Source organism: Flavobacteriales bacterium (genome assembly GCA_021739695.1).
Lineage (GTDB): Bacteria > Bacteroidota > Bacteroidia > UBA10329 > UBA10329 > UBA10329.
This window is the reverse complement of the sequence record JAIPBM010000022.1, coordinates 1-23,900: the sequence shown is the minus strand read 5'-3', so window position 1 is coordinate 23,900 and position 23,900 is coordinate 1. Positions and strand designations below refer to the sequence as shown.

General features: G+C 44.8%; 24 protein-coding genes. 14 read left to right on the top strand and 10 right to left on the bottom strand.

Annotated elements, in window-relative coordinates; translation table 11 throughout:
- Positions 1-41: 41 nt before the first annotated feature.
- From K9J17_13390 to K9J17_13375, 4 genes are all read right to left on the bottom strand, one after another.
- On the bottom strand, positions 42-1,400 hold the full coding sequence (locus K9J17_13390; protein ID MCF8277721.1) for an alpha-glucosidase C-terminal domain-containing protein: 1,359 nt from the start codon (positions 1,398-1,400) through the stop codon (positions 42-44).
- A 96-nt stretch (positions 1,401-1,496) separates the two neighbouring features.
- A complete protein-coding gene (locus tag K9J17_13385; GenBank protein ID MCF8277720.1) occupies positions 1,497-3,851 on the bottom strand; it encodes an alpha-amylase in 2,355 nt (784 codons plus the stop codon).
- A gap of 9 nt (positions 3,852-3,860) precedes the next feature.
- Entirely contained in the window at positions 3,861-6,290 is a 2,430-nt protein-coding gene (locus K9J17_13380) for a glycoside hydrolase family 31 protein (GenBank protein MCF8277719.1), read from the bottom strand.
- Positions 6,287-7,144, bottom strand: a complete 858-nt coding sequence (locus tag K9J17_13375) for an ATPase (protein ID MCF8277718.1) — start codon at positions 7,142-7,144, stop codon at positions 6,287-6,289. The genes K9J17_13380 and K9J17_13375 overlap by 4 nt, the downstream gene beginning before the upstream one ends.
- A gap of 111 nt (positions 7,145-7,255) precedes the next feature.
- On the opposite strand from K9J17_13375, the gene K9J17_13370 reads away from it, so the two are divergent.
- The 10 genes from K9J17_13370 to K9J17_13325 all read left to right on the top strand — a co-directional run bounded on the left by K9J17_13370 (position 7,256) and on the right by K9J17_13325 (position 15,580).
- A complete protein-coding gene (locus K9J17_13370) occupies positions 7,256-7,966 on the top strand; it encodes a hypothetical protein (GenBank protein MCF8277717.1) in 711 nt (236 codons plus the stop codon).
- Between the two features lie 17 nt (positions 7,967-7,983).
- Positions 7,984-8,727: an NUDIX domain-containing protein gene (locus K9J17_13365; protein ID MCF8277716.1), complete on the top strand. Its 744-nt coding sequence runs from the start codon at positions 7,984-7,986 to the stop codon at positions 8,725-8,727.
- Positions 8,728-8,763: 36 nt separating this feature from the next.
- Positions 8,764-10,029, top strand: a complete 1,266-nt coding sequence (gene icd / locus K9J17_13360; GenBank protein ID MCF8277715.1) for an NADP-dependent isocitrate dehydrogenase — start codon at positions 8,764-8,766, stop codon at positions 10,027-10,029.
- 111 nt (positions 10,030-10,140) lie between these two features.
- Entirely contained in the window at positions 10,141-10,392 is a 252-nt protein-coding gene (gene rpsT / locus K9J17_13355; protein MCF8277714.1) for a 30S ribosomal protein S20, read from the top strand.
- Positions 10,393-10,477: 85 nt separating this feature from the next.
- On the top strand, positions 10,478-11,176 hold the full coding sequence (gene radC, locus K9J17_13350; protein ID MCF8277713.1) for a DNA repair protein RadC: 699 nt from the start codon (positions 10,478-10,480) through the stop codon (positions 11,174-11,176).
- The gene (wecB, locus tag K9J17_13345; GenBank protein MCF8277712.1) at positions 11,176-12,333 is read left to right on the top strand and encodes a UDP-N-acetylglucosamine 2-epimerase (non-hydrolyzing); all 1,158 of its coding nucleotides are present in this window, start codon (positions 11,176-11,178) and stop codon (positions 12,331-12,333) included. The genes radC and wecB overlap by 1 nt, the downstream gene beginning before the upstream one ends.
- Entirely contained in the window at positions 12,333-13,637 is a 1,305-nt protein-coding gene (locus tag K9J17_13340) for a polysaccharide deacetylase family protein (protein MCF8277711.1), read from the top strand. Before wecB ends, K9J17_13340 begins: the two co-directional genes overlap by 1 nt.
- A gap of 87 nt (positions 13,638-13,724) precedes the next feature.
- Positions 13,725-14,375 (top strand): uracil phosphoribosyltransferase, encoded by a 651-nt coding sequence (upp, locus tag K9J17_13335; GenBank protein ID MCF8277710.1) that lies wholly within the window; start codon positions 13,725-13,727, stop codon positions 14,373-14,375.
- Positions 14,376-14,452: 77 nt separating this feature from the next.
- Positions 14,453-14,878, top strand: a complete 426-nt coding sequence (locus tag K9J17_13330) for a hypothetical protein (protein MCF8277709.1) — start codon at positions 14,453-14,455, stop codon at positions 14,876-14,878.
- A 6-nt stretch (positions 14,879-14,884) separates the two neighbouring features.
- Entirely contained in the window at positions 14,885-15,580 is a 696-nt protein-coding gene (locus K9J17_13325; protein MCF8277708.1) for a YjjG family noncanonical pyrimidine nucleotidase, read from the top strand.
- Here K9J17_13325 and K9J17_13320 read toward each other — a convergent pair.
- The 5 genes from K9J17_13320 to rsfS are packed head-to-tail and all read right to left on the bottom strand — an operon-like array spanning position 15,577 to position 19,802.
- Positions 15,577-16,236, bottom strand: a complete 660-nt coding sequence (locus K9J17_13320; protein MCF8277707.1) for a phosphatidylserine decarboxylase family protein — start codon at positions 16,234-16,236, stop codon at positions 15,577-15,579. The genes K9J17_13325 and K9J17_13320 overlap by 4 nt on opposite strands.
- 44 nt (positions 16,237-16,280) lie before the next feature.
- Positions 16,281-17,099 (bottom strand): phosphatidate cytidylyltransferase, encoded by an 819-nt coding sequence (locus K9J17_13315; GenBank protein MCF8277706.1) that lies wholly within the window; start codon positions 17,097-17,099, stop codon positions 16,281-16,283.
- On the bottom strand, positions 17,092-17,292 hold the full coding sequence (locus K9J17_13310) for a DUF2007 domain-containing protein (GenBank protein ID MCF8277705.1): 201 nt from the start codon (positions 17,290-17,292) through the stop codon (positions 17,092-17,094). Before K9J17_13310 ends, K9J17_13315 begins: the two co-directional genes overlap by 8 nt.
- A gap of 12 nt (positions 17,293-17,304) precedes the next feature.
- The gene (gene ftsH / locus K9J17_13305) at positions 17,305-19,407 is read right to left on the bottom strand and encodes an ATP-dependent zinc metalloprotease FtsH (protein MCF8277704.1); all 2,103 of its coding nucleotides are present in this window, start codon (positions 19,405-19,407) and stop codon (positions 17,305-17,307) included.
- Between the two features lie 17 nt (positions 19,408-19,424).
- The gene (gene rsfS / locus K9J17_13300) at positions 19,425-19,802 is read right to left on the bottom strand and encodes a ribosome silencing factor (protein MCF8277703.1); all 378 of its coding nucleotides are present in this window, start codon (positions 19,800-19,802) and stop codon (positions 19,425-19,427) included.
- A gap of 47 nt (positions 19,803-19,849) precedes the next feature.
- On the opposite strand from rsfS, the gene K9J17_13295 reads away from it, so the two are divergent.
- Positions 19,850-20,608 (top strand): biotin--[acetyl-CoA-carboxylase] ligase, encoded by a 759-nt coding sequence (locus tag K9J17_13295; protein ID MCF8277702.1) that lies wholly within the window; start codon positions 19,850-19,852, stop codon positions 20,606-20,608.
- Positions 20,609-20,629: 21 nt separating this feature from the next.
- Here the strand turns inward: K9J17_13295 and pyrE are convergent, their stop codons facing one another.
- Positions 20,630-21,253 (bottom strand): orotate phosphoribosyltransferase, encoded by a 624-nt coding sequence (gene pyrE / locus K9J17_13290; protein ID MCF8277701.1) that lies wholly within the window; start codon positions 21,251-21,253, stop codon positions 20,630-20,632.
- Between the two features lie 19 nt (positions 21,254-21,272).
- Between pyrE and K9J17_13285 the strand changes: the two genes are divergently transcribed.
- From K9J17_13285 to K9J17_13275, 3 genes are all read left to right on the top strand, one after another.
- A complete protein-coding gene (locus K9J17_13285) occupies positions 21,273-21,881 on the top strand; it encodes an NUDIX hydrolase (protein MCF8277700.1) in 609 nt (202 codons plus the stop codon).
- Between the two features lie 267 nt (positions 21,882-22,148).
- A complete protein-coding gene (locus tag K9J17_13280; protein ID MCF8277699.1) occupies positions 22,149-23,186 on the top strand; it encodes a hypothetical protein in 1,038 nt (345 codons plus the stop codon).
- A gap of 65 nt (positions 23,187-23,251) precedes the next feature.
- The coding region (locus tag K9J17_13275) for a hypothetical protein (GenBank protein ID MCF8277698.1) at positions 23,252-23,900 on the top strand (649 nt) is incomplete at its 3' end.

The window sequence follows — 23,900 nt, the reverse complement described above, 5'->3', positions numbered from 1 at the left end:
ATAATATTAAGTGTCAAGATGACACTAAGTGTTGAAAAAGGTCAGTGTTTATCCTCTATCATCCGTTCGAAAATCTGGTAACCATGTGGTTCTAGCTCCCAATGCAGATTTCCATGTGCATCAATTGAACCTTTGTCAATGTGGCTCGAATAAAATCCTGAGAATTCATCACCCTCAAGATCAATGGAGACAGCTTCCGCAGAGAAATTCAGCATTACGAGGATTTCCGAAAACTCATCGGCTCTCGAATAAACCACTACGCGTTCGTTTCCAGCATCAATGAATTTGATCGGAGCTCCATCAGCACCAGTAGCCAAAACATCGTGATCAGCTTTGATTGAAACCAAATTCTTATAGAAATCAGCCAGTGAATCGTTACTCCAATCAATGACATCTTTCTCAAAAAACTTTAGTCGTTTGTTCAAGTCCGCTTCCTGTCCGCTGTAGATCAGCGGCATTCCAGGAACCGTGAAACTCATCACGGCAAACGCTTTTCGATTGTCGCCCATTCGTTCAATGGCAGTTCCATTCCACGAGTTCTCATCGTGATTGGTAATGAACTGCATGCGATAATCTTCAGGTTTGTATTTGGTGGATTGCTCTTCCCAATACGCTTTCAGATCAGAAGCTCCTTTCTCTCCTCTCGAAACCTCATTCATCAAGTGATGAAAGCTCCAAGCATAAGTCATATCAAACGCTTGATGTAGTTCAGCTGGTTCGCCTTCTGCCAAGAAGAAATTAGGTTTTACAGAATCAATTCGTGCTCTGGCAGCAATCCAAAAATCCAAAGGAACCATCTCCGCAACATCACATCTAAAACCATCGATATCTGCTTCCCGAAGCCAGAATTCGAGACTTTGGATCATCGCTTCGCGCATGTCGGCATTATCGTAATTCAGATCAACCACATCGGCCCAATCGGCAACTGGCGGAAGCATTTTTCCAGTTGAATCGGTGGTGTACCAATCTGGATGATCCGTAACCCACGCATTGTCCCATGCCGTGTGATTGGCAACCCAATCCAAGATCACTTTCATGCCTTTAGCGTGCGCTGCATCCACCAAAGCTTTAAAATCTTCCATCGATCCATGTTCAGCACTCACCGCTTGGTAATCCTTCACCGCATAATAGCTTCCCAGCGCACCTTTCCGATTCTGTTCTCCAATAGGATAGATCGGCATGAACCACAGGATTTCAACGCCCATATCTGCCAGACGATCCAAGTGCTGTTCTTGAAACGCTTTGAAGGTTCCTTCTTCGGTCATCTGACGAAGATTCACCTCGTAAATGGTGCTGTTTGTCGACCAGTGTTTGTCAGGAACGGGCGTTTCTTCTATTGGCGGTTTTGGATCGGTGCAGGAAAAAAGAAAAAGAGTGAAAAGGAAAAAGATGTGTTTCATTGGATTGTTTTTACACAGAGACTGTATTGAGATTTGGAGAGGCACAGAGGCAAGATTGAAAACACATTCATCCATTTAATCTGTGTCATCCGTGTTCTATTTTTTGATCAAAATTTCGAAGCCATAAGCAGGCACATTCACTTCTAGGTTTCCGCTAGAATAGTGCAATTCACTTCCGAAGTGAACTGTCCATTCGTCACTGTCATCATGCACAGGAAGCATGTGTTGCGCGCTGTCTTTATTGAAGATGATGATTACTTCGTCATCGAAATATTTCCTGCGATAATGCATCATTTTTCCGTCTGCGCAGATGTCGTAAATATCTCCGAATTGAAGCGCCAAATGATTCTTACGTAAGGCAGTGATTGATTTTGCAATTTCTAAAGTTTCGTTTTCTTTTTCAGATAGATCGAAGCGCATCAATCGCCTGTTATCTGGGTCGCCAGCGCCTGGCATTCCGAACTCATCTCCATAATACATCACGGGAATTCCTGGGATTGTCCACATGAAAGCAATGAGCTGCTCCAGCTTCTTGTAGCCTACCGGATTTTCCACTTTGATGTCGCGATTCCAGCCTGCTTCTTTTTCATCTTCACCGAATTTCAAGGCTTCTCCAGCATAGGAAATGAAGCGAGGCAGATCGTGATTCCCTGTGATATTTCCCATCAAATGATGATGTCCGTAGTAACTCAAACTCGATTGAAGTGACGTTCCCAAGCGATTAAAATCTTCGGCATCGAGCGCGAAAACGTTCCGCGCATCGAAATACAAGTTAAAGTCGAATTTCCCATCCATCATTCCTGAACCGATATAAGAACCGATCAACTCGCGGCTTCCGAAGGTTTCACCGATCTGAAAAACCGGTTTCCCTTTTTCAACGATCACTTCTTGCTTGATCTTTCTAGTAAGCGTTCGCCAGAATTCTTGCGGAATATGCTTCGTGGCATCATGTCGGAAACCATCGAAACCATATTCTGTCACCCAAAACAATGCCGTGTCCGAAAGCATTTCGGTTACTTCCGGTTTGGAGTGATCGAGGCTTGGCAAGAACGTATCGAACCAAGTTGTCAATCGCTGATCTTCCCAAATGCGGATGTTTTTGGTTCCATCAGGAAGATCCAATTGTGTGCGCCATTCAGGATGTTCTTTCACAATCGGATGATCTTCGTGAACATGATTGGAAACGAAATCAAGAATGATGTTCATGTCTTTTCCATGCACATCGTCAATCAGGCTTCTGAGTTCATCTGAAGTTCCCAAACGATGATCAACCACCGTGTTCAGAATGGGCCAATAACCGTGATATCCAGAGAACTTTCTGTGTCGAGCAGGAAACTCAACGTAACCAATTTCAGGGTTTTGGGTGATGGGAGAAACCCAAACCGTGTTCATGCTCAACGCCTCAAAATAACCTTTATCGAGGGTCTGATGAATTCCTGTCAAGTCGCCACCTTGATAATTGGCTCTGTAATCGATTCCTGGGTCAACAACAGGCTGATCATTCAACGAATCTCCGTTTACGAAACGGTCAACCATCATGAAATACATCTGCGCAGCGTGCCACTCATTTCGAGACACATCATCCGCATTCTGAATTGGTTTTCCATTCTGAATTGGAATGTAAATATCATTAGAAACGCCTTTCTCATTATAAGACCAAACACGCAAGGTTGAGTTTGCTGCCTGCTTTGCAAGCGTTGGCAGCCCAACCGTAAGTTCGTTTCCCTGAACACCGACCATATCAGAAGGAATTCGATGATTTTCCCAAAGCGCGAAAACCTCAGTTGGTTCGTTCTTCAGTTCGAAACGGATATTTCCTTCATCAAAACTTCTGGCAAGCAACAGCGGACTTCCCTCCTGCTCCAAACCTCCCACTGTGAGCAGCGAATTGAATCCGCCCACATTATTATCCACACTATCCGGATTGGCCGGGTCGAGTATCCACTTATCATTTACAACAAGTTGATATTGATACAATCCTGGATCGAGATAAAGCGTTCTGGTCCAAACATCATTTTTCCTCTCAAAATCCTGATCTTTTACACTCCAACTCGTGAACTCGGCCGCAACTTGAACTGATTCCGCCTTTCCAGAATACATCAGCTCAACTTTCTGCTTTTTAGATTTTTGAAGAATGATGAAAGAAGGGATTCCATCTGCCCAAAGCTGCAATTCGGCAATGGCAGGAATTTCTCCATTCCAAGAAATCGTCAATTTCGAAGTTTCCGGATCAAGGCTTGACGAAAATGGAGCTTTTATGGAAACACTGTCGAGCTGTTCCATTTCCAGAACGTAATCGTTAATATCAATGGTTGCCGGACTTTCTACTGGAAGATTGATTGGCGAACCTAATCCAAGAATCAGATTTGAATGTTTGACTTCTACCCTTTTATCACCTGAACAGGAAAACATAAAAAGGGAGAGTGCAGCAATCGTAATTCGGTTGACCATAATCGATGTTTAGTCGTTTAATTCACTTTCCCACGTTAGCACAAAAGCGTTTGATGTGTTCTCAAATTCCACCGCAAACACATCACACTTGTAGTCAACTACAGTTGCTCCCAGTGGATCAAAATTCGGCAGTGCATCAACCCAACGGTAATCCTCACTCTTAGCCAACAACCCTTCGACTCCACTCTGGGTGACATCTACCGATGTCACTTTTCTATCATGGAATCCATGCCAAATGACTTTCACTTTATTGAATTCTGAAGCAAAATCTCCCTCTTGAGCTCCAAATAGAATCGTATTGTTCGGACAATCATACTTTATCTCGCGAGAGCTCCATTTGCCTTTCTCGAAATCATAGCTTTCTCCATCATCCTCATAAATGCAAGCAGTTCCTTCTGCGCTGAACCAAACATGAAGGCTCAGAACACCATCGTGCTTATGAGAAGTTGATTGAACCAGACTTTGCGTAATGATCGGTGCTCCACGTTTCACAAAAACAGGCAATTTCTCCACCGGACAATCAACTACAACTTCTTGATTTCCTCTGTAATGTTTGTCTGTAAAAAGGTCGTACCAATCGCCTTCTGGCAAATAAACACGAACCAGATCTTTGGTACTTTCCACTGGACAGATCAGCAATGATTCGCCAAACATGTATTGATTCTGATACGCTGGCTCGTAAATCTTTTCATCTCTTGGATGGAGCAACGCCAACGACCTCACCAGTGGCATTCCATCTTGCGTAGCGCGATGCATGGCCGTGTAAATCGTTGGCATCAACTTATAACGCAAGTTGATGTAATTCCGAGCGATGGCTTCTGAAGTTTCGCCAAAGGTCCAAGGCTCGGCATTGCGCGTTCCGATCATGCTGTGCGCACGGAAAAACGGGCTGAACGCTCCGATGGAAATCCATCGGGCAAACAGATCGGAAGATGCTTCGCCAACAAAGCCGCCAACGTCATAACCAGCAAATGGAATTCCGGTCAAACCCATGCTGTTGATTAGTCGAACGCCAGCCATCATGTGCTCATCAGAAGCAACGTTATCTCCGGTCCAAACGGCTGAATAGCGCTGAACACCCGAAAATCCAGCACGCGTCAACATCAACGGACGCTTGTTATCCAAGTATTTATCCGCGCCTTCTTTTGTGGCGCGAGACATCAACCCACCGTAAACGTTTCTTGCTTCGCGATGCGTGGTAGTGTCACCTTCCCAATCAAACTCAATAAGGTCAGGCGTCATCTGTCCCCAACTTGCAGGTTCGTTCATATCATTCCAGAAACCACGAATGCCGTTATCGGTGTAGAATTTCATCTTATCCGACCACCAATTACGGGCTGATTCTTTGGTGAAATCTGGGAAGTAACTCCAGCCTGGCCAAACCTGTGCGCAGTGCAATTCTCCATCAGGATATTTCACAAACACATCCTTCTTCACACCATCTTCACAAGGCTCGTAGCCTTTTTCCTTCTTCACACCAGGATCGACAATCACGACCGTTTTGAAACCATCTTTCTCCAGATCGGCTGTCAATTTCTTCGGATCTGGAAATCGTTCCTTATCAAAGGTGAAAACCTTGTAATCCTGCATGTAATGGATGTCGAGGTAAATGACATCCGCAGGGATTTTCTTCTCGCGAAACGTTCTTGCTACGTTCAGAACCTCCAAATCGGGATAATAGCTGTAGCGACATTGCTGAAAACCAAGCGCCCATTTTGGAGGAAGCGGAATTCTTCCCGTGAGCCAAGAATAATCCGACACCATTTCGACCACCGAATCATTATGAAAAAAGAAATAATCCATCGGTCCGCCCTCGGCCTGAAACGAAGAAAAACGGTCGTTACTTGCACCAAAATTGACCACTGAACGGTGAGAATTATTCAAGAAAATGCCGTAATGACCTTCGGCATGAATTCCCATGTAAAAAGGTGTGCTCAGATAGATCGGGTCGGCATTGGTCGGATATCCAAAATGATCTGTATTCCATTGCGTGTAAGCGTTTCCAGCTCGGTCAAGCGGACCGGTTTTCTCACCCAAACCGATGAATTTCTCACCTTCCATTAAGGATTTGTAAGTGACAACCGTATCGCCTATCCAACCCGTTCCGAGTGCGCAATCGTCTTCGTTCAAGAAATTTCCATTGCGATCTGTAAATGAGATTCGAAGTGGTTTCCGAGCAATCATCACCTTCAATTTAGCTGTGGTTATGAAGATGACATCTTCTGTCTGCTTCACCTCGAAAGCCGTTTTCTGAGGTTTTTCTACAACTGCATATGGCAATTCTGACGCTTCATTCTGCGTCTTTTCGACATAAACCCGAACAATGGATGGCGAATAGATGGTGAGACGAACCTCAGCATCATCTGTGCTCAGTAAAACGCCATTTGTTGATTCCTGAAAGGAAATGACCGAACCAAGCGATCGGAATAATCTTTTCATCCTTGAATGGCGTGTTTCAGGTGATATTCAACCAATCCGTCAATCGGTTTTTTGACAACATTCCCGACTGTAATTCCCAATTTTTCGGCTTCCTCCTTCAGAATATCCTGAAAGTAATAAGCAATGGAACCCACAAAATTGACCTGAACCTCTTTGTGATTTTTGAAGCAACAAACATGACGCAATAGAAAAGCACGCATACCATCATGAATCATGTTTTTGACATACTCCGTTTCACGAAACTTGGAAATGGTCTTCATGAAAGATGCCAAATAGACATTGGCGTGCGGCTGCATATAAATGTTCTCGAGAATTGATGTTTTGGTGTGACCTTGATTGACCAATTCTTCTCGCAATTCCTCTGGAATCGGTTCTTTATAAAGATAATCGCGCAGCACTTGCTTTCCGTACCAACTGCCGCTCCCTTCATCTCCTAAAATATACGCCAAGGAAGGAATCTCCTCATAAATCCCTCCGTTTCCATCGTAGTAGCACGAATTGGAACCCGTTCCTAAAATGCATGCAATGCCTTCTTGTCCTTGGCAAGCAGCCAAAGCCGCGCCAAGCACATCGTGATCTACTCGGATGTTTGCTTTTCTAAAAAGCGTACGAAGCGCGTTTTCAACTACCTTATTCAGTTCCGGACTGGAACAACCTGCGCTGTATATGTATACATCCGTGATCTGATCCGCATATTTATAAAGCATTCCTTGCGCTTTAATGGTTGCGCTGATTATGGATTCGCTATGAAAAAACGGGTTGAAACCCATGGTACTTACCGCTCCTACCTCACGATCACCATCCATTAATTTCCAGTCGCACTTGGTGCTTCCGCTATCTGCAATCAATACCATTTCTAATCAGAATATTAACATTTCGGTTTGCAAAGAAAGCCAAGTTAGTGTTAAATTGACACACTGAAAAATGACGCATACAATTAACACCATCAATTAATCAATCGCAAGTTGCCAATCAACTCAAAACCAAGCATTTCGGTTGACTGTGTAGTATTTCACTTCGACCAAGAAACCGAACAATTAAGTGTGCTTTTGGTCCATCGAAAGTCTGTGGTTGCTGGTCAACCGACACTTTCTTTACCTGGCGATGAGGTAATGGCGAATGAACTCATTCTGGATGCTGCCAATCGGGTACTACTTGACCAAGCAAGCTTGGAAATTCCATTGTACCGATTTCGTTCGTTCGAAGATCCAGCAAGGCTGAACCGCCCAGATCCGTCTGAAAGCCGTGTTATCACCAAGGCTTTTGTTGGGTTTACGAACAATACGAAACTGACATTTGGATCGTTGGCTGCTTCTGGTGGTTTTTGCCCGATAAGCGAAGTGCCGGAAAAATTGCTTTACGATCATCGCGACATTCTGAATGCAGCTCTGAATACGCTGAAACGAGCAACAGCAAATCATCTACTTCCGCTTGGAGGAATGCCTGAACCGTTCACTATCACCGAAATTCAACAACTGTACGAGACAATTCTAGAAGAGCGACTCGACAAACGGAATTTCAGACGTGCCATTTTAAGTAAAGGATATCTGAACGATTCGGGCAAAATGCTGACCGGACAGAATTTCAGACCAGCCAAACTCTTTGCATTTGACCGAATGAAATTTCAAAATCTCCTCGACAGAGAACTTGAGAAATTGCCTGTGGTTCTATTTTAAAACACGCATATTCGCGCATGGATCAAAATCACCTTCCTTATAATCTGAACCCGAACGTTTCGGTAGATTGTGTGATTTTCGGATTTGACGTGCAAGGATTGAAAGTGTTGTTGATCGAACGAGACAATCCTGACAACACCGAAGGCAAGAATTTCCAACTTCCAGGCGACTTGATCAGAAACGATGAGAATCTTGATCAGGCAGCGAACCGTGTATTAAAGGAACTGACAGGACTGAACGATCTTTTTCTCGAACAATTCGCGGCTTTTGGAGATCCGCTTCGCGCCAAAAGGGAGAACGACCTCGAATGGTTGCGCAGCGTGCGTAAGGATCCTGATGCACGTGTAGTGACCATCGGTTATTATTCGCTCATCAAACCAGAGAATTTCAAACCATCTGCAAACTCATTTGCCCGCAAGGCCGAATGGATCGGATTGAACGAAGTGCCTGAATTGGCTTTCGACCACAACTTAATCCTAGAATCTGCCTTAGAAGCACTTCGAAAGAAGATCCGCGTGGAACCGATCGGCTTTGAACTGCTTCCGAAAAAGTTCACGCTTCGTCAGCTTCAATCGTTGTACGAGGCTGTGCTAGGAATAGAAATTGACAAACGCAATTTCAGAAGGAAAGTGATGAGCTTGGATTTCCTCCTGCATTTGGACGAAAAACAGCAAGGCGTGGCGCATAAACCGGCTCGCCTATTCCAATTTAATGTTAAAGCTTACAACCAAACCTTTCGGCCTGTGTTCGATTTACAGTAGATAGAATAACTTCGGCCGCCAGAAAAATAAAGTAACATGTCATCCATTACACTAGAAGAGAACGGAAAACTTAATGTGCCATCAAACCCAACCATTCCATTTATTGAAGGAGATGGAATTGGAGTAGATATTTGGGAACCGGCAAAGAAAGTTTTTGATGCAGCAGTTGAAAAAGCGTACGGAAAAGAACGGAAAATTGATTGGCTGGAAATTCTAGCTGGCGAAAAGGCATATCACCAAACTGGTGAATGGCTGCCAGAAGAATCGCTGAAGGCCATTCAGACACATTTGGTTGCCATTAAAGGACCGTTGACGACACCGATCGGTGGCGGCATCCGATCATTGAATGTGCAGCTTCGTCAAACACTTGATCTATACGTATGTCTTCGGCCTGTACGTTGGTTCAAAGGCGTGCCTTCTCCCTTGGTACACCCTGAATATACGGATATGGTCATCTTCCGAGAGAACACGGAAGATATCTATGCAGGGATTGAATATCAAGCAGAAACACTAGAATGTGTGAAACTGATAAATATACTTCAAGATGATTTTGGAGCTCGCGGAATCCGCTTTCCAGAAACAACTTCTATCGGCATTAAACCTGTTTCCAGACAAGGAACGGAACGATTGATAAAAGCTTCCATTGAATACGCCATTGAGCACAAAAAACCTTCTGTGACCATTGTTCACAAAGGGAACATAATGAAATATACCGAAGGAAGCTTCAAGAAATGGGGATACGATTATGCCGAAAAACATTTCCATGATCAAGTATTCACTTGGGACATGTACGATCGTATTCTTTCGGTAGATGGAACTGACGCTGCCAATCAGGCACAGGAAGATGCCTTGAACGCTGGAAAAGTGCTTATCAAGGATTGCATCGCAGATGCCTTTTTGCAAGAAATTCTTCTTTATCCGAAGCAGCATTCGGTTGTAGCCACGCTTAATTTGAACGGAGATTACATTTCGGATGCCTTGGCGGCTTGCGTTGGTGGAATTGGCATTGCTCCCGGAGCCAATATCAATTACGCTACCGGGTACGCTATTTTTGAGGCAACGCATGGAACTGCGCCCAAATTAGCTGGTAAGAACATGGTCAATCCGAGTTCCATCATTTTGTCTGGAGCAATGATGTTTGAATACATGGGTTGGACGGAAGTTTCGCGCTTGATTGAAAACGCTGTTGAAAGAGCCATCGCAAGCAAACGAGTGACCTTCGATTTCGAACGATTGATGGATGGAGCAACCTTGCTTTCCTCTTCTGAATTCGGAGATGAGATCATTGCCCACATGAATTGATGCGAAAAACCGAGCACAGATTCAGCACAGAATTATTTACTTCAATTTGCTGCTTGTAACTCAAAAACTAATTCTTACATTTGCAGCCCTAAAATTTGACTACGAGAAGCAATGGCTAATCACAAATCAACTCTCAAAAGAATCCGTTCAAACGAAACCAAGCGTTTGAGAAACAAATACGTTCACAAAACCACTCGTAATGCCGTAAAGGAATTGCGTGGCACAACTGAGAAAGCTGTTGCTGAGGAATTGTTTCCTAAAGTGGCTGCATTGGTTGATAAATTGGCCAAGAACAACATCATTCATAAGAACAAAGCATCCAACTTGAAATCGAAGTTGGCCCTACATGTGAACGCGCTTTAAGCGCACCGTTCGCCCATATTGAAGCTCCGTTCCAATTCGTTGGGACGGAGCTTTTGTTTTGCAGTTTCTGTATATTCGGTCTACGATGGAAACGTATCAGCAGACAAAAGGAATCCGCTCTTGGGCCGAAGATGACAGACCGCGGGAAAAGCTACTTCTGAAAGGAAAATCCGCATTGAGCGATGCTGAGTTGATTGCTATTCTGATCGGTTCTGGAAATACGGAAGAAACAGCTGTTGACCTTTCGAAACGTATTCTTCTGAGCTTGAACAATCAACTTTCCGAACTCGGAAAACTATCCGTAAAAGACCTAACGAAATTCAAAGGAATAGGCGAGGCAAAGGCCATCAGCATTATTGCCGCACTTGAATTAGGTAGAAGACGAAAAGATAGCGAGCCCGAAAAACGAGTTAAGATCACGGACAGCCGTTCTGCCTTTGATGTGGTCTACCCGCATTTGGGCGACCTAAGGCACGAAGAATTTTGGGTTATTTTTCTGAATCGGGCCAACGCTGTGATCGGAAAAGAGAACATCTCCAAAGGAGGTGTTTCTGGAACAACCGTTGACCCTAAAGTGGTATTCAAATTGGCTGTTCAGTTTCCAGCTTCCGCAATCATCTTAGCACACAATCATCCGTCAGGTCAATTAAAACCAAGTCAAGCAGATCATCAACTGACCAAAAAGCTGAAAGAAGCAGGAAATGCTTTGGATATTCCCGTTCTTGATCACCTTATAATTGGTGAGCGGGATTACTTTAGCTTTGTGGACGAAGGAGTGTTTTAATGAAGAAATTACTGACCATTATTGGCGCACGTCCGCAGATCATTAAAGCGGCTGCACTCAATCGGTCAATCCAATCTCGTTTTTCCGATCAGTTGACAGAAGTGTTGGTTCACACAGGCCAACACTACGACCATGGAATGTCTGATGTTTTCTTTCAAGAAATGGGCATTCCATCGCCTAAGTATCAATTGGAAATTGGATCTGGAAGCCACGGAAATCAGAGTGGAAAAATGTTGGACGAGATTGAGCAGGTGATCTTATTGGAAAAACCAGACGCAATTGTTGTTTATGGCGACACCAATTCGACACTGGCTGGTGCGTTGGCCGCGGCTAAAATCCATGTTCCTGTAATTCACATTGAAGCAGGACTTCGTTCGTTCAACAAGCGAATGCCAGAAGAAATAAATCGAATAACTGCCGATCACTGTTCCACTCTACTCTTTTCGCCCACGAAGGCTGGAATTCGAAACTTGGAAAACGAAGGCTTCCATTCATTAAAAGAAGCTCAGAAACGTGGGGAAGCAGATATCGACAATCCTTACATATTCCATTGTGGCGATCTGATGTACGATAACACGCTTTTCTATTCAACAAAAGCAGATGCGTACGAATCACTGTTTGAGAAACATGGAATTGACAAGAACAACTTCATCTTGTCCACCATTCATCGTCCGCAAAACACGGACGACATTCTGGTTCTATCGCGCATTCTCCAAGCACTGAATGAAATCTCTTTGGAAGAAGGCATCCAAGTGGTATTGCCGCTTCATCCGCGTACCACAAAGATGATTACCAACTCTAACGATGCGGGCACCAAACTACTGGATTCGAATCCGAAATTCATCATTATTGAACCTGTTGGGTTCTTAGAAATGCTTCTTTTAGAAAAGCATGCGCAATTGATCATGACCGATAGTGGTGGTGTTCAGAAAGAAGCGTTTTTCATGAAAAAGCCCTGCGTTATTCTGCGGCCAGAAACGGAATGGACCGAGATTGTAGAATTAGGTTGTGGCATTTTGGCCGGTTCTGATCCTGAAAAGATCAAAAGCGGTTACGATCATTTCAAGCACAAACCGCCAACGGACTTTCCGCCCATTTTCGGAGATGGAAATGCTGCCGATTTCATCTGCACTACCATCATAGAACACTTGAATTGATGCTGATTTACAGCCACAAGATCACACCCCGCGTTCGGTACATTTTTAATGTGCTGCTGGCGGATATGCTGGGTTTGCAGATCTCATTTACGGGTAGCAAAGAAAAATTCTTAGCCGCTGAAGGTGCGAAGATCAGCTATTCGCATTCGAAGGTTGGAGATGAAATTCACTTCCGTTCGCAAGGACTATTGCACGAAACGGGTGTAAAAGACCAGAACATCCGCGTTTCAGAAAATGAAAACGGAAAGTATTTCTACACGGTGAATTCCACTGATTCCGCATTCAATTTTGATGTATTCAGTGCTTCTTTCTTCTTACTCTCAAGGTATGAAGAATGTTTGCCACACATCCGCGATAAGTACAATCGATTTGAAGCTTCCGAAAGTCTTGGGTTCAAAAATGGATTCCTTACGGAACCGTTGGTAGATCAATGGCTGCTTCGCATTCGGGCAATGATAAAATCGGCCTATCCAGATCTTGCGTTCAAACAACGGAAGTACGAGTTCATTTCTACCATCGATATTGATAATGCTTACGCGTACAAGAACAAGGGTTTTATGCGAACGGTTGGCGCCTATGGCCGCGCACTATCCAAGTTGAATTTTGGCGAAGTGATGGAGCGTACGAGTGTGCTTGTTGGAAGCGGACACGACCCTTACGACACCTACGATTTTCAACTCGACATTCAGAAGGAATACAAGCTTAGAACCATTTATTTTTTCCTTCTGGCAGATTACGGAGTGAACGATAAGAATGTGCCGTTCTACAACTTGGAATTCCAATCACTTATCAAACATTTAGGCGATTATGCCGAAATAGGCATTCATCCAAGTTTCAATTCCAACCAGAAGAATGAAAAGCTGAAAACGGAGAAAAAACGATTGGAGAAGATCATCAACCGATCTGTGACCAAAAGCCGTCAGCATTTTCTCATTCTGCATTTGCCCCACACGTACCAAAAACTGATTGACAACGATATTCTTGAAGATCACTCGATGGGCTATGCCGAACATATCGGATTCAGAGCTGGTACGTGCACGCCTTTTCGCTTTTATGACCTTGATCTGGAAACGGATACCGAACTGATGGTTTATCCCTTTGCAGTGATGGAGGCTACACTGAAATATTACATGAAGCTGCCGCCAGATGAAGCCAAGAAGCACATCTCCGATATTGTGCAAAAGGTGAAAGATGTGGATGGTACTTTCATTGGACTTTGGCACAACGAGACACTAACAGACCGCGACATTTGGGCCGGTTGGCGAGATGTTTTTGTGCATATGGTAAAAGTGGCGCAAGCGTAACTTTTGGCACCCATAGCCTAGGTTCAATATGTATATTTAGCCTTCGGCACGTTAGTTCCGATTTCTTATTTCAAAATCTCACAATAGATGGCCAATATACTTGGCGGCCACGGGTCGCTTTTCGATCAATTCATAGGTGAACTCCGAAACGTTGACGTACAAAATGACCGCATGCGTTTTAGGCGGAATCTGGAACGGATAGGAGAATTGATGGCCTATGAGATAAGTAAGACATTGAAATGGACCAATGGATCCGTCACCACGCCATTGGGTCAGGCTGATGTTCCGCAGCTGAGTGCTCAGCCAGTGGTTGCCACCATTCTTCGCGCAGGTCTTCCACTCCATCAAGGAATTCTGAATTATTTCGATCAGGCAGACAATTGTTTCATTTCTGCTTATCGCATGAACCATAAGGAAGACGGCACGTTCGATATAAAGGTGGAATACCTTTCGAGCCCATCTGTTGAAGGACGAACCGTGATCCTATGCGATCCGATGTTGGCCACAGGCGGATCGATGGTGTTGGCGTTCAAGGCCTTGCTGAGAAGAGGCAATCCTGATCACGTACACATCGTGGCGGCCATTGCAAGCAGAGAAGGACTTGAATACTGCCAACGACATCTGCCAAAGAATTGCACCATCTGGATAGGCGGATTGGACGAGGAATTGACAGCGCATTCATACATCGTTCCTGGTTTGGGCGATGCTGGAGACCTTGCTTACGGAGCAAAGGAATAATTATACAAAAAGGCATATCCTAATGTTGGTAATGGCGTAGAGAAGGAAATCAGGAGGTGGAGAAAATTCTACAAATATTGTTGATAGTCATACTGAGCGCCACCAAATTCCTGACGGCTCCCATTACTTCCTTGAATATTGGCTTCGGCTACCTCGAAACACTCATCATTACCATGATAGGCGGGCTGATAGGTGTGTTCTTCTTCTTCTACCTGAGTTCGGCCATCATGCTATTGATCAGCCGAATGGCTGCTGGTTCTGACAAGAAAAAACCATCTAAGCCCAAGAAGAAATTCACGTGGAAGAATAAGATCATTGTGCACGTGAAGCGCGAATACGGTCTTATCGGACTCGCTGCCATTACACCAGTACTGCTATCTATTCCGCTCGGTACATTCTTGGCGGCAAGGTTTTTCCGCAATCCGCGCAAAGTGATCCTCTATCTGTCGGCATCGGTTGTTGTATGGTCGGTCATTGTCTCTTCCGTAGTCATCATTTTCTAAGGTGTTTTGAAGAAGATAGAACACGTTTTCTTTGACCTTGACAGAACCCTGTGGGATTTCGAAACCAATTCGGAAGCCACACTGAAAGAACTGTTCAAAGAGTTCGGACTGAGCGAAAAACTAGGCGTTTCTGATGATGAATTCATCATCGAATACAAACGGATAAACGAGATCTTCTGGGAAGATTACAGGAATGGGGTGATCAACAAAGAGTCGTTGCGCTACGCGCGATTTGAAGCCGCATTCAAGTTCTTTGATCATTCAGACAGAGAACTTTCTGTTGCAGTGGGCGAACAGTACATCTGGCGAAGCCCGCGCAAAGTGGCGCTGGTAGATGGCTCGTTGGAAGTGTTGGAATACCTGAGACCAAAATATCAGCTTCATATCATCACCAACGGGTTTGATGAAGTGCAGCACATCAAGATGGAAAGCTCTGGTCTAAGTCCTTACTTCGAACATGTGATAACATCAGAGAGTGCTGGTGCCAAAAAACCGAGTGGCGTAATTTACGATCATGCGCAGAACCTTACCGGAGCCGTAGCTGCGAATAGTGTGATGATCGGAGATCACTTTGAGGCAGATGTGCAAGGCGCCATCAACGCAAAATGGAAGGCGATCTTATTTGAACCAGCCAAGCCCAAAATGAATGAAGCTCAGTTCATTCACATTCATAATCTGAAAGAATTGATGGATATTCTTTAAATCTCAGCCAGCACGCTGATTCCTCCTTTCACCTTCTCTTCCAATTCTACTTTGATCTTCGCATCTAACGGAAGAAAAAGATCTACACGTGAACCGAATTTGATGAAACCAAGTTCATCGCCTTGTTTTACTTGATCGTCTTCGTGACAATACCATACGATGCGTCTGGCTACAAAACCGGCTATCTGACGAATGAGTACGGATACTCCAAACTCCGTTTCAATCACAACCGTGTTACGTTCGTTCTCCGTACTCGACTTTGGATGCCACGCCACAAGAAAAAGTCCGGGATGGTACTTTGAATAAGCAATACGCCCAGAGATCGGATAGCGATTGAGATGTACATTGAGCGGTGACATGAAAACAGAAACCTGAATGCGTTTCTCACCATTGAAATACTCGGGCTCATCCACTTCTTCAATGGCCACCACGGTTCCATCTGCAGGACAAACGATGCTGCGCGATGAAATGACCAGCTTCCGTTTCGGACTTCTGAAAAACTGAAGGAAGATCAAAAAGATGATCGCACCGCCAATTCCGACCAAAAAATGCAGCCATTTAAGTTCAGGGAAGAAGTGAATCACAGCAAATGTGATCCCTACCACTGCAAACGCCAACAGCGTTAGCATACGATAGCCTTCTTTATGTATGGTCATTCTTGCCATTAAACCGCAAATGTAAGCTTTGGTTCGTGCTTAGTTCAGAGAAAAATCTTGAGATAGACAAAAGCGAATGGCGTAGCCAGAATGATACTGTCCAAACGGTCAAGCACTCCGCCATGCCCAGGCAGTAAGGTGCCGCTGTCTTTGGCGCCCACATTACGCTTCAAAAGGCTTTCAACCAGGTCGCCATAAATGCCTGCAACTACTGCAACCACGGATAATCCGATCCATTCCCAAACGTTGAGAAAGTCGAGGAAATAAGAGAATCCGATGGCGAACGCCATGCTCATAAGCAGACCACCAAATGCTCCTTCCCAACTTTTTTTAGGGCTGATGCGCTCAAACAATTTGTGCTTCCCGAAGGCAGTTCCGGCCAAATACGCTCCGGAATCGCTGGCAAGAATGAGTTGGAGGAATGCGGCAAAGAACAGTGGATTGTAGCCGATCTCATCGTTCGGATGAACGATATTGATCAATAATGTAACGGGAACCGCCACGTAAATGATTCCTAAAAAACCGTGCGCAATATTGGTAAACGGATCTTGGCGCTTCCTATACAGCTCAATGGGTGGAATGAGAAAAAGACAGACCAACGGAAACAGCAGGAATTTGTAGGAGAGGCCATAAAAGGTCATGAGGCCATTTCCCAAAAACATGGTGATTCCCAACAAGTAACCCGTAAGCCGTTGCGGTTTAAAACCGCCCATGTCTACCAGATTGTAAAACTCCATGAGTCCAACGATCAGCGCAAAGGAGAAAAAAGCCAGAAACCCGATTGGACCACCCAAGAAAATGGACGAAAGGAAAATGCCGAACACGATCAGTCCGACAATGATCCGTGTAGCTAACTCAGGCATTTTCTTCATCGAGCATCCTTTTTGCTAGAATCACCTCATCCTGCGGAACATACAATTCGGCTTCACCGAACAGATAAGATGAATCTTGCTTATTGATAACGACCACGTTAATTTCTTGTGCTTTGAGCAACATGGATTTCATTTCAATCTCGTTGCTTGCTCCTGAAAGAATCTTTACCCAACCTTTTTCCAAGCGGGCAATTTATCAACTTTGGGTCAAAGTATCGTCCTTCTCGGCTGCAGCGGAAATTTCTGCGTCTTCAACAGGAGCACTTTTCTCATCTACCGCAGGAGCAACACTTTGGTTCAATTCCTCAATCGCTTCTGTGTTTTTCTCCACTAGGTCTTCTTCCCTATCCCATTGACGTTTTCCAAAAATGACCTCCAGATTTTCCTTGAATATCACCTCTTTCTCCAAGAGATTCTCAGCCAATTTCTCGAGTTTATCCTTGTTGTCGAGTAAGATCTTCTTTGTACGCTCGTAAGCAGCCTCCACCATCTCGCTCACCTCTTGATCGATCAACTCAGCCGTTTTCTCGCTGTAAGGCTTATTGAAATTGTACTCGTTCTGACCAGAGGAATCGTAGAAACTGATGTTTCCGATCTTGTCGCTCAATCCGTAAACAGTCACCATCGCGTAAGCTTGCTTGGTCACTTTTTCCAGATCGCTCAAAGCCCCTGTAGATACTTTTCCGAAAATGATCTCTTCTGCAGCTCGTCCGCCAAGTGTAGCGCACATCTCGTCCAACATCTGTTCTTTGGTAGTGATCTGTCGCTCTTCTGGCAAATACCAAGCAGCGCCCAACGATCTTCCGCGCGGAACAATGGTCACTTTGATCAACGGAGATGCGTGTTCAGTCAACCAACTCACGGCAGCATGACCTGCTTCGTGATAGGCAATTACTTTTTTCTCTCCCTTGGTAATGATCTTGTTCTTCTTCTCCAAACCACCGATGATCCTGTCAACAGCATCAAGAAAATCCTGCTTCTCTACCATCTTCTTGTCTTTCCGCGCAGCAATCAAAGCCGCCTCATTGCAAAGGTTGGCGATGTCAGCACCGGAAAAACCAGGAGTTTGTTTTCCGAGGAAATCCACATCAACATCTCCTCCCAACTTCAAAGGTTTCAGATGAACTTTGAAAATCTGAACGCGCTCTGGAAGATCAGGCATATCAACAAGTATCTGACGGTCAAAACGGCCAGCACGCATCAAGGCTCTATCCAAGATGTCTGCACGGTTGGTGGCAGCCAAAATGATAACGCCACTATTGGTTCCAAAACCATCCATCTCGGTAAGCAATTGGTTAAGCGTGTTCTCGCGCTCATCGTTTGCTCCTTGAGAGATGCTTTTGCCTCTAGCTCGTCCAATTGCATCAATCTCATCGATAAAGATGATGGCAGGTGCTTTTTCTTTGGCCTGTTTGAAAAGATCGCGAACGCGGCTTGCGCCTACTCCCACAAACATTTCAACGAAATCTGAACCTGAAAGTGAGAAGAAAGGAACCTTTGCCTCACCCGCAACAGCTTTTGCCAAAAGGGTTTTTCCTGTTCCCGGAGGGCCAACAAGCAAGGCACCTTTCGGAATCTTTGCACCAAGATCCGTGTATTTCTGTGGGCTTTTTAAGAATTCCACAATTTCCTTGATCTCCACTTTGGCTTCGTCCAAACCAGCCACGTCATTAAAGGTCACGTTCACTTTTGTGTCACCTTCAAAAAGCTGCGCTTTGGATTTTCCGATATTGAATATCTGAGCACCGCCTCCGGCACCTCCACTCATTCTCCGCATCAGGAATATCCAAACACCGATAATGAGTACGAATGGAAGCAACCACATGAATGAATCAGCCCAATTCTGCCGGGTTTCAGCACTTGTGGTGAACTGCTCCTCTTTTGGCAATTTCTCCTTTACCTCTTTCAAGGTGTTGTCGAAATTCTGAATCTCAACGATCTGGTAGAAATACTGCGGACCTGTGCTCAAAGCTGTTCCGAAGGGATTATCCTTCACATCCTTATAAGCTTCATTCGATTTCAGCGCTTCTGGCTTGATGAAAATCTCAGCCATTTCCTTGTTGATGATCACCAACTTCTGCACATCGCCCGATGCCAACAACTCCTTCAGTTGATCATCGTTCAATTTTCTTTCCGTATCACTCATGTTGGGCATGAATGTCATGGCGATAAAAGCCACGGCAATGATGACATACACCCAGTAGAAGTTGAAGTTCAACTCGAAGTTGAATTTCGATTTGGAAGGCTTTTTCCCGTCTTCCTTTTTGTTTTTATTTTCCTTGTTTTCCTTGCTCGACATCCTAATAATTTTTCGGCCTAGGCCACTTCATCGTACTCTTTAGTTACCGCATCGGCCCACAGACCTTCTATATTGTAATGATCTCTTATTCCACGCTGAAAAATGTGGACAACCACATTCACGTAATCGAGTAACACCCATTCGGCATTACTTGTTCCCTCAATGTGCCAAGGCTTATCTTTCAGTGCTTTTCTCACCTCTTCTTCCACACTTCCGGCCAAGGCGTTCACGTGTGTGTTGGAATCTCCGCTACAGACAACGTAAAATTCTGTCACAGCATTCTCAATTTTTCTTAGGTCAAGACTTACTATGTGTTTCCCCTTTTTCTCTTGGAGTCCGTTAATGATTTCTTTAACGAGCAGTTCAGTTTCCGCCTTGCGGGATATTTTCTTCATTCAGGGTGTTTAGAATTTGCAAATTTACCATTTAAAACTGCTACAAATTGACCAAAACCCTCTTCATAGGACAAAGCACAATTCGCTTGAATTCGGTCGACTCAACCAACAACTATGCCCGTGCCCTGGTTCGCGACAAAATGCCGATGGAAGGCACGGTTATCGTTGCAGAGGAGCAAACAGCAGGTAGAGGACAAAGGTTCAATTCGTGGGTAACAGAGCCACATTTGAACTTAACATGCAGCTATATTCTTAAGCCTGTCTTTTTGGCAGCAAAAGACCAGTTCATATTGAGTGCCGCTGTTGCATTGGCAGTGCGTGCCACGGTTGCCAATTGCGTCAACGACCAAGAAGTGACTATCAAATGGCCAAATGACATTCTGGTCGGGTCTAAAAAGATTGCGGGAATTCTTATAGAGAACATGCTTCGCGGAAGCCAATTGGAGACAAGCATTGTGGGAATCGGTCTCAACGTGAAGCAAACAACATTTCCCGATGGATTGAATGCCACTTCGCTAAGGCTTTTATCCGATTCGGCACTCGAAATTGAATGGGTGATGGAAATCCTCCACGAACAACTGGAACGGTTTTACCTGCAAATTCGACAAGGAAACCTTGAAACGGTGCTTACTGAAATGAACCGTGTGCTTTTCGGTGGTGGAGAAGAACGACAACTTTCGGTGAATGGCGCGGATGAATTGGTAAGAATTATTGGCGTGCAACAGTCTGGCGAACTGGAGTTGGAACACGCTGATGGAAGCCGTACGCTTCATCAACATCACGAGATCGGCTGGTATCTGTCGTAAATCTTAAAACTAAGCGAATTGCTACGCCTTCCAAACCGAAGGCTCTTTCCGCCATTCGGTCAATTGCTCCAGATCTGATTCTGAAACGTAACCTGAATTCACCGCCAACTTCACCAGTTCCGAATAATTGGAAAGCGTGTAGATCTTGCAGTTAGCAGCTTCAAAATTTTCATCGGCAGTTGCGAATCCGTAGGTGAAAATAGCCACCATTCCTAGAACTGTTGAGCTCGTTTCGCGCAATGCATCCACCGCTTTCAGGCTGCTTCCTCCGGTAGAGATCAGGTCTTCAATCACCACCACTTTGCTATTCTCGGGCAAGTAACCTTCAATCTGATTTCCCAGACCGTGCTCTTTCGGCTTTGGGCGGACATACACGAACGGAAGTCCCAACTCTTCTGCTACCATCATTCCAATGGCAATGGCGCCAGTAGCAACGCCAGCAACCACTTCGGCATCGGCAAATTTCTCTTTCACGCCTTGGGCCAAACCTTGCGCAATCAACTTTCGCACATCAGGAAACGACAGTGTTTTTCGATTATCGCAATAGATGGGCGACTTCCAACCCGAAGCCCAGGTGAATGGGGCATTCGGTTGCAGTTTTACAGCTTTGATGCGAAGCAGTTCATTAGCTACCTTGGCGGCCAATTCTGAGTTCAAAATATCCATGGCGCAAAGCTATAAAGTTTTCATAGGCGGTTCGGTTTTGGAGTTCGGAAACGACTCCGAATTCGGCTCAGTTTTCAACAGGCAATTGACCGATCCATCACTAGAAATGTGGCCAGAGATCATTGCACAGTTGGAAGCCGGTTCGCTGCATGTTCTCGTTTCGGGTAACGTTGCATTCAATTGGGATCATTTTTCTGGGCATTACAAATTGATTGAAGCTGCTGGCGGATTGGTGCAGAATGAAGCTGACGAATGGCTTTTCATCCATCGGAATGGAATGTGGGACCTTCCCAAAGGCAAACTGGAAAAAGGCGAAACAATAGAAAAGTGCGCGGTGCGCGAAGTGGCAGAAGAATGCGGCATCGAAGAACCGAGCATAACCGAGGCCCTTTCGCCTACATTTCACACCTACTCCTTAGGTGCCGAGCGTATCCTGAAGAAAACGCATTGGTATTTAATGAAAAGCCAAAGCAATGCCGCATTGATCCCTCAAACGGAAGAAGGAATAACAGAAGTGAAATGGGTCGATCCGACCAAGGCCAAAGCACTGGCCGAAGCGAGTTTTGGCTCCATTCGGCAAGTAGTGAAAGAAGGTTTTCGACTCTAGACCGACTGCCGAACGAGTATTCAAAAGGCTCCTCATTCTGACCGTGTCGCTCACCGATTTACCCTCAAATTCAGGCACTTAAGCGCTTCAATTAGAGTACTCCTCGAAAAAAATTGTAACCCAATCCGTGTCGATCAAGTTAAAGTCAGTCCATTGAGGCTGATTTTCCATGTGGAACAAATCACATATCAAACAACGATTTAAAGGCGGTTTCTACCGCAAACTCTTCGCGCCTACCATTGGCGTATTCACCAAAGGTTGATCTTCATGAAAACGAAACTGATTGCTGCAACAGCCATGTTGTCTCTTGTCGTGTCGGCACAAGCACAGATAACCAAGAACATAAAATACGATTGGGGCTGGTCGTATAAGTTGGAAATGCCAGAAACGGGATTGAAATGCGAGTTCCCGGAAAAACCTGTGAACACCCAATTGGCTTACGGATACATGACCTCGGCTTCGTTCAAGGATGAACTCTTTATTGCCGCTAAACTCGAAAATCCAGAACCGTACGATATCGAATGCAGAACGCAAGAATTCATTGCCGAAATGCAAAAGGTTCACGGCCTTCCTATTAGCAATCTAAAATGGGATAAGATGCGTTCCGAAAATGGGAATCTGACCATTGCTGCCGACAGTAAAGGTGGTTATGCGCAGTTCCATATCGATGCCATTGCAACAGAGGATGCCTTGACCATCTTCATCTACTCGCATCATAAGGAGCTTTCTGTGCCGGGTCACTTCTTCGCCAATTCGTATTCTGTTCAAGATGCCAAGGCAGGAGATCTTGTATACACATCGAAGGAAAAGCAGCTGAAACACGCCAAAGTCATAGAGCGTGCAAGTGGAAGAAGCGTAGTGAAATTAGAGAACTCGCCCATCACCTTCGAATGGCCCGAAACACCGCAATTGGAGGTGAACAGAAACGAAGCTTCGTATAGTTTGACCAAGAATGAATCGCACTACGCTACACGAGTGGTTGAGGTTGGCCCAACGGTAAGTTATGCCTTCTTCAACACCTTTATAAGTAAAGACCAAAAATCAAGTTCAAAACTTGAGGTCATCTCAGACGAAACCGAGATTCCAGCTCAATTTGATACGGATAAAGAGGTGTTTTTCCGAAAAATGACCTTGCGGACAGAAACAGGAACACAGCATCGATTTTATGTAGCTGCCGAAAACAAGATCATCGTTCAGGAATTGGAAACATCATCTGAACCGACTTTGGCCGAAACACGCTACTTAAACACCTTCGAACAATCGGTTCGAAACAAATACGATACGAGAACCCTCGTGTTAAAGTAAACCAGGAAAGTTTGTGGGTCGAGGCCGTTATGCGAAAGCATGGCGGCCTTTCTCATTTTAGAACCTTGCCTTTTTCGTTTAACCGCAAAGACGCCAAGTTGCCGCAAAGACACGGAGCAATACTTGTTTCAAGACACCCCGCTTGTCATGCTGACGCAGGAAGCATCTTACAGAGAATCCGAAAAACAACTTGTAAAGAGACCCTTCCTATCGTCAGGGTGACAGACGGATATGCGCTCCTTTTTCGTTTTTGTTTAACCGCCAAGACGCCAAGCTACCGCAAAGGCCGCAGAGACCTTTTTCCTTTCGCCTTTATACTTATTCCTTCCGCCTTATTCCTTTTCTTTTTTTTCGAATTTCGTGCTTCGCCCTTTTTACCGCAAAGACGCCAAGTTGCCGCAAAGGCCACAGAGACCTTTTTCCTTTCGCCTTTATACTTATTCCTTCCGCCTTATTCCTTTTCCTTTTTTTCGAATTTCGTGCTTCGCCCTTTTTACCGCCAAGACGCCAAGTTGCCGCAAAGGCCGCAGAGACGTTTTTCCTTTCGCCTTTATACTTATTCCTTTCGCCTTATTCCTTTTCCTTTTTTCGAATTTCGTGCTTCGCCCTTTTTACCGCCAAGACGCCAAGTTGCCGCAAAGGCCGCAGAGACGTTTTTCCTTTCGCCTTTATACTTATTCCTTTCGCCTTATTCCTTTTCCTTTTTTCGAATTT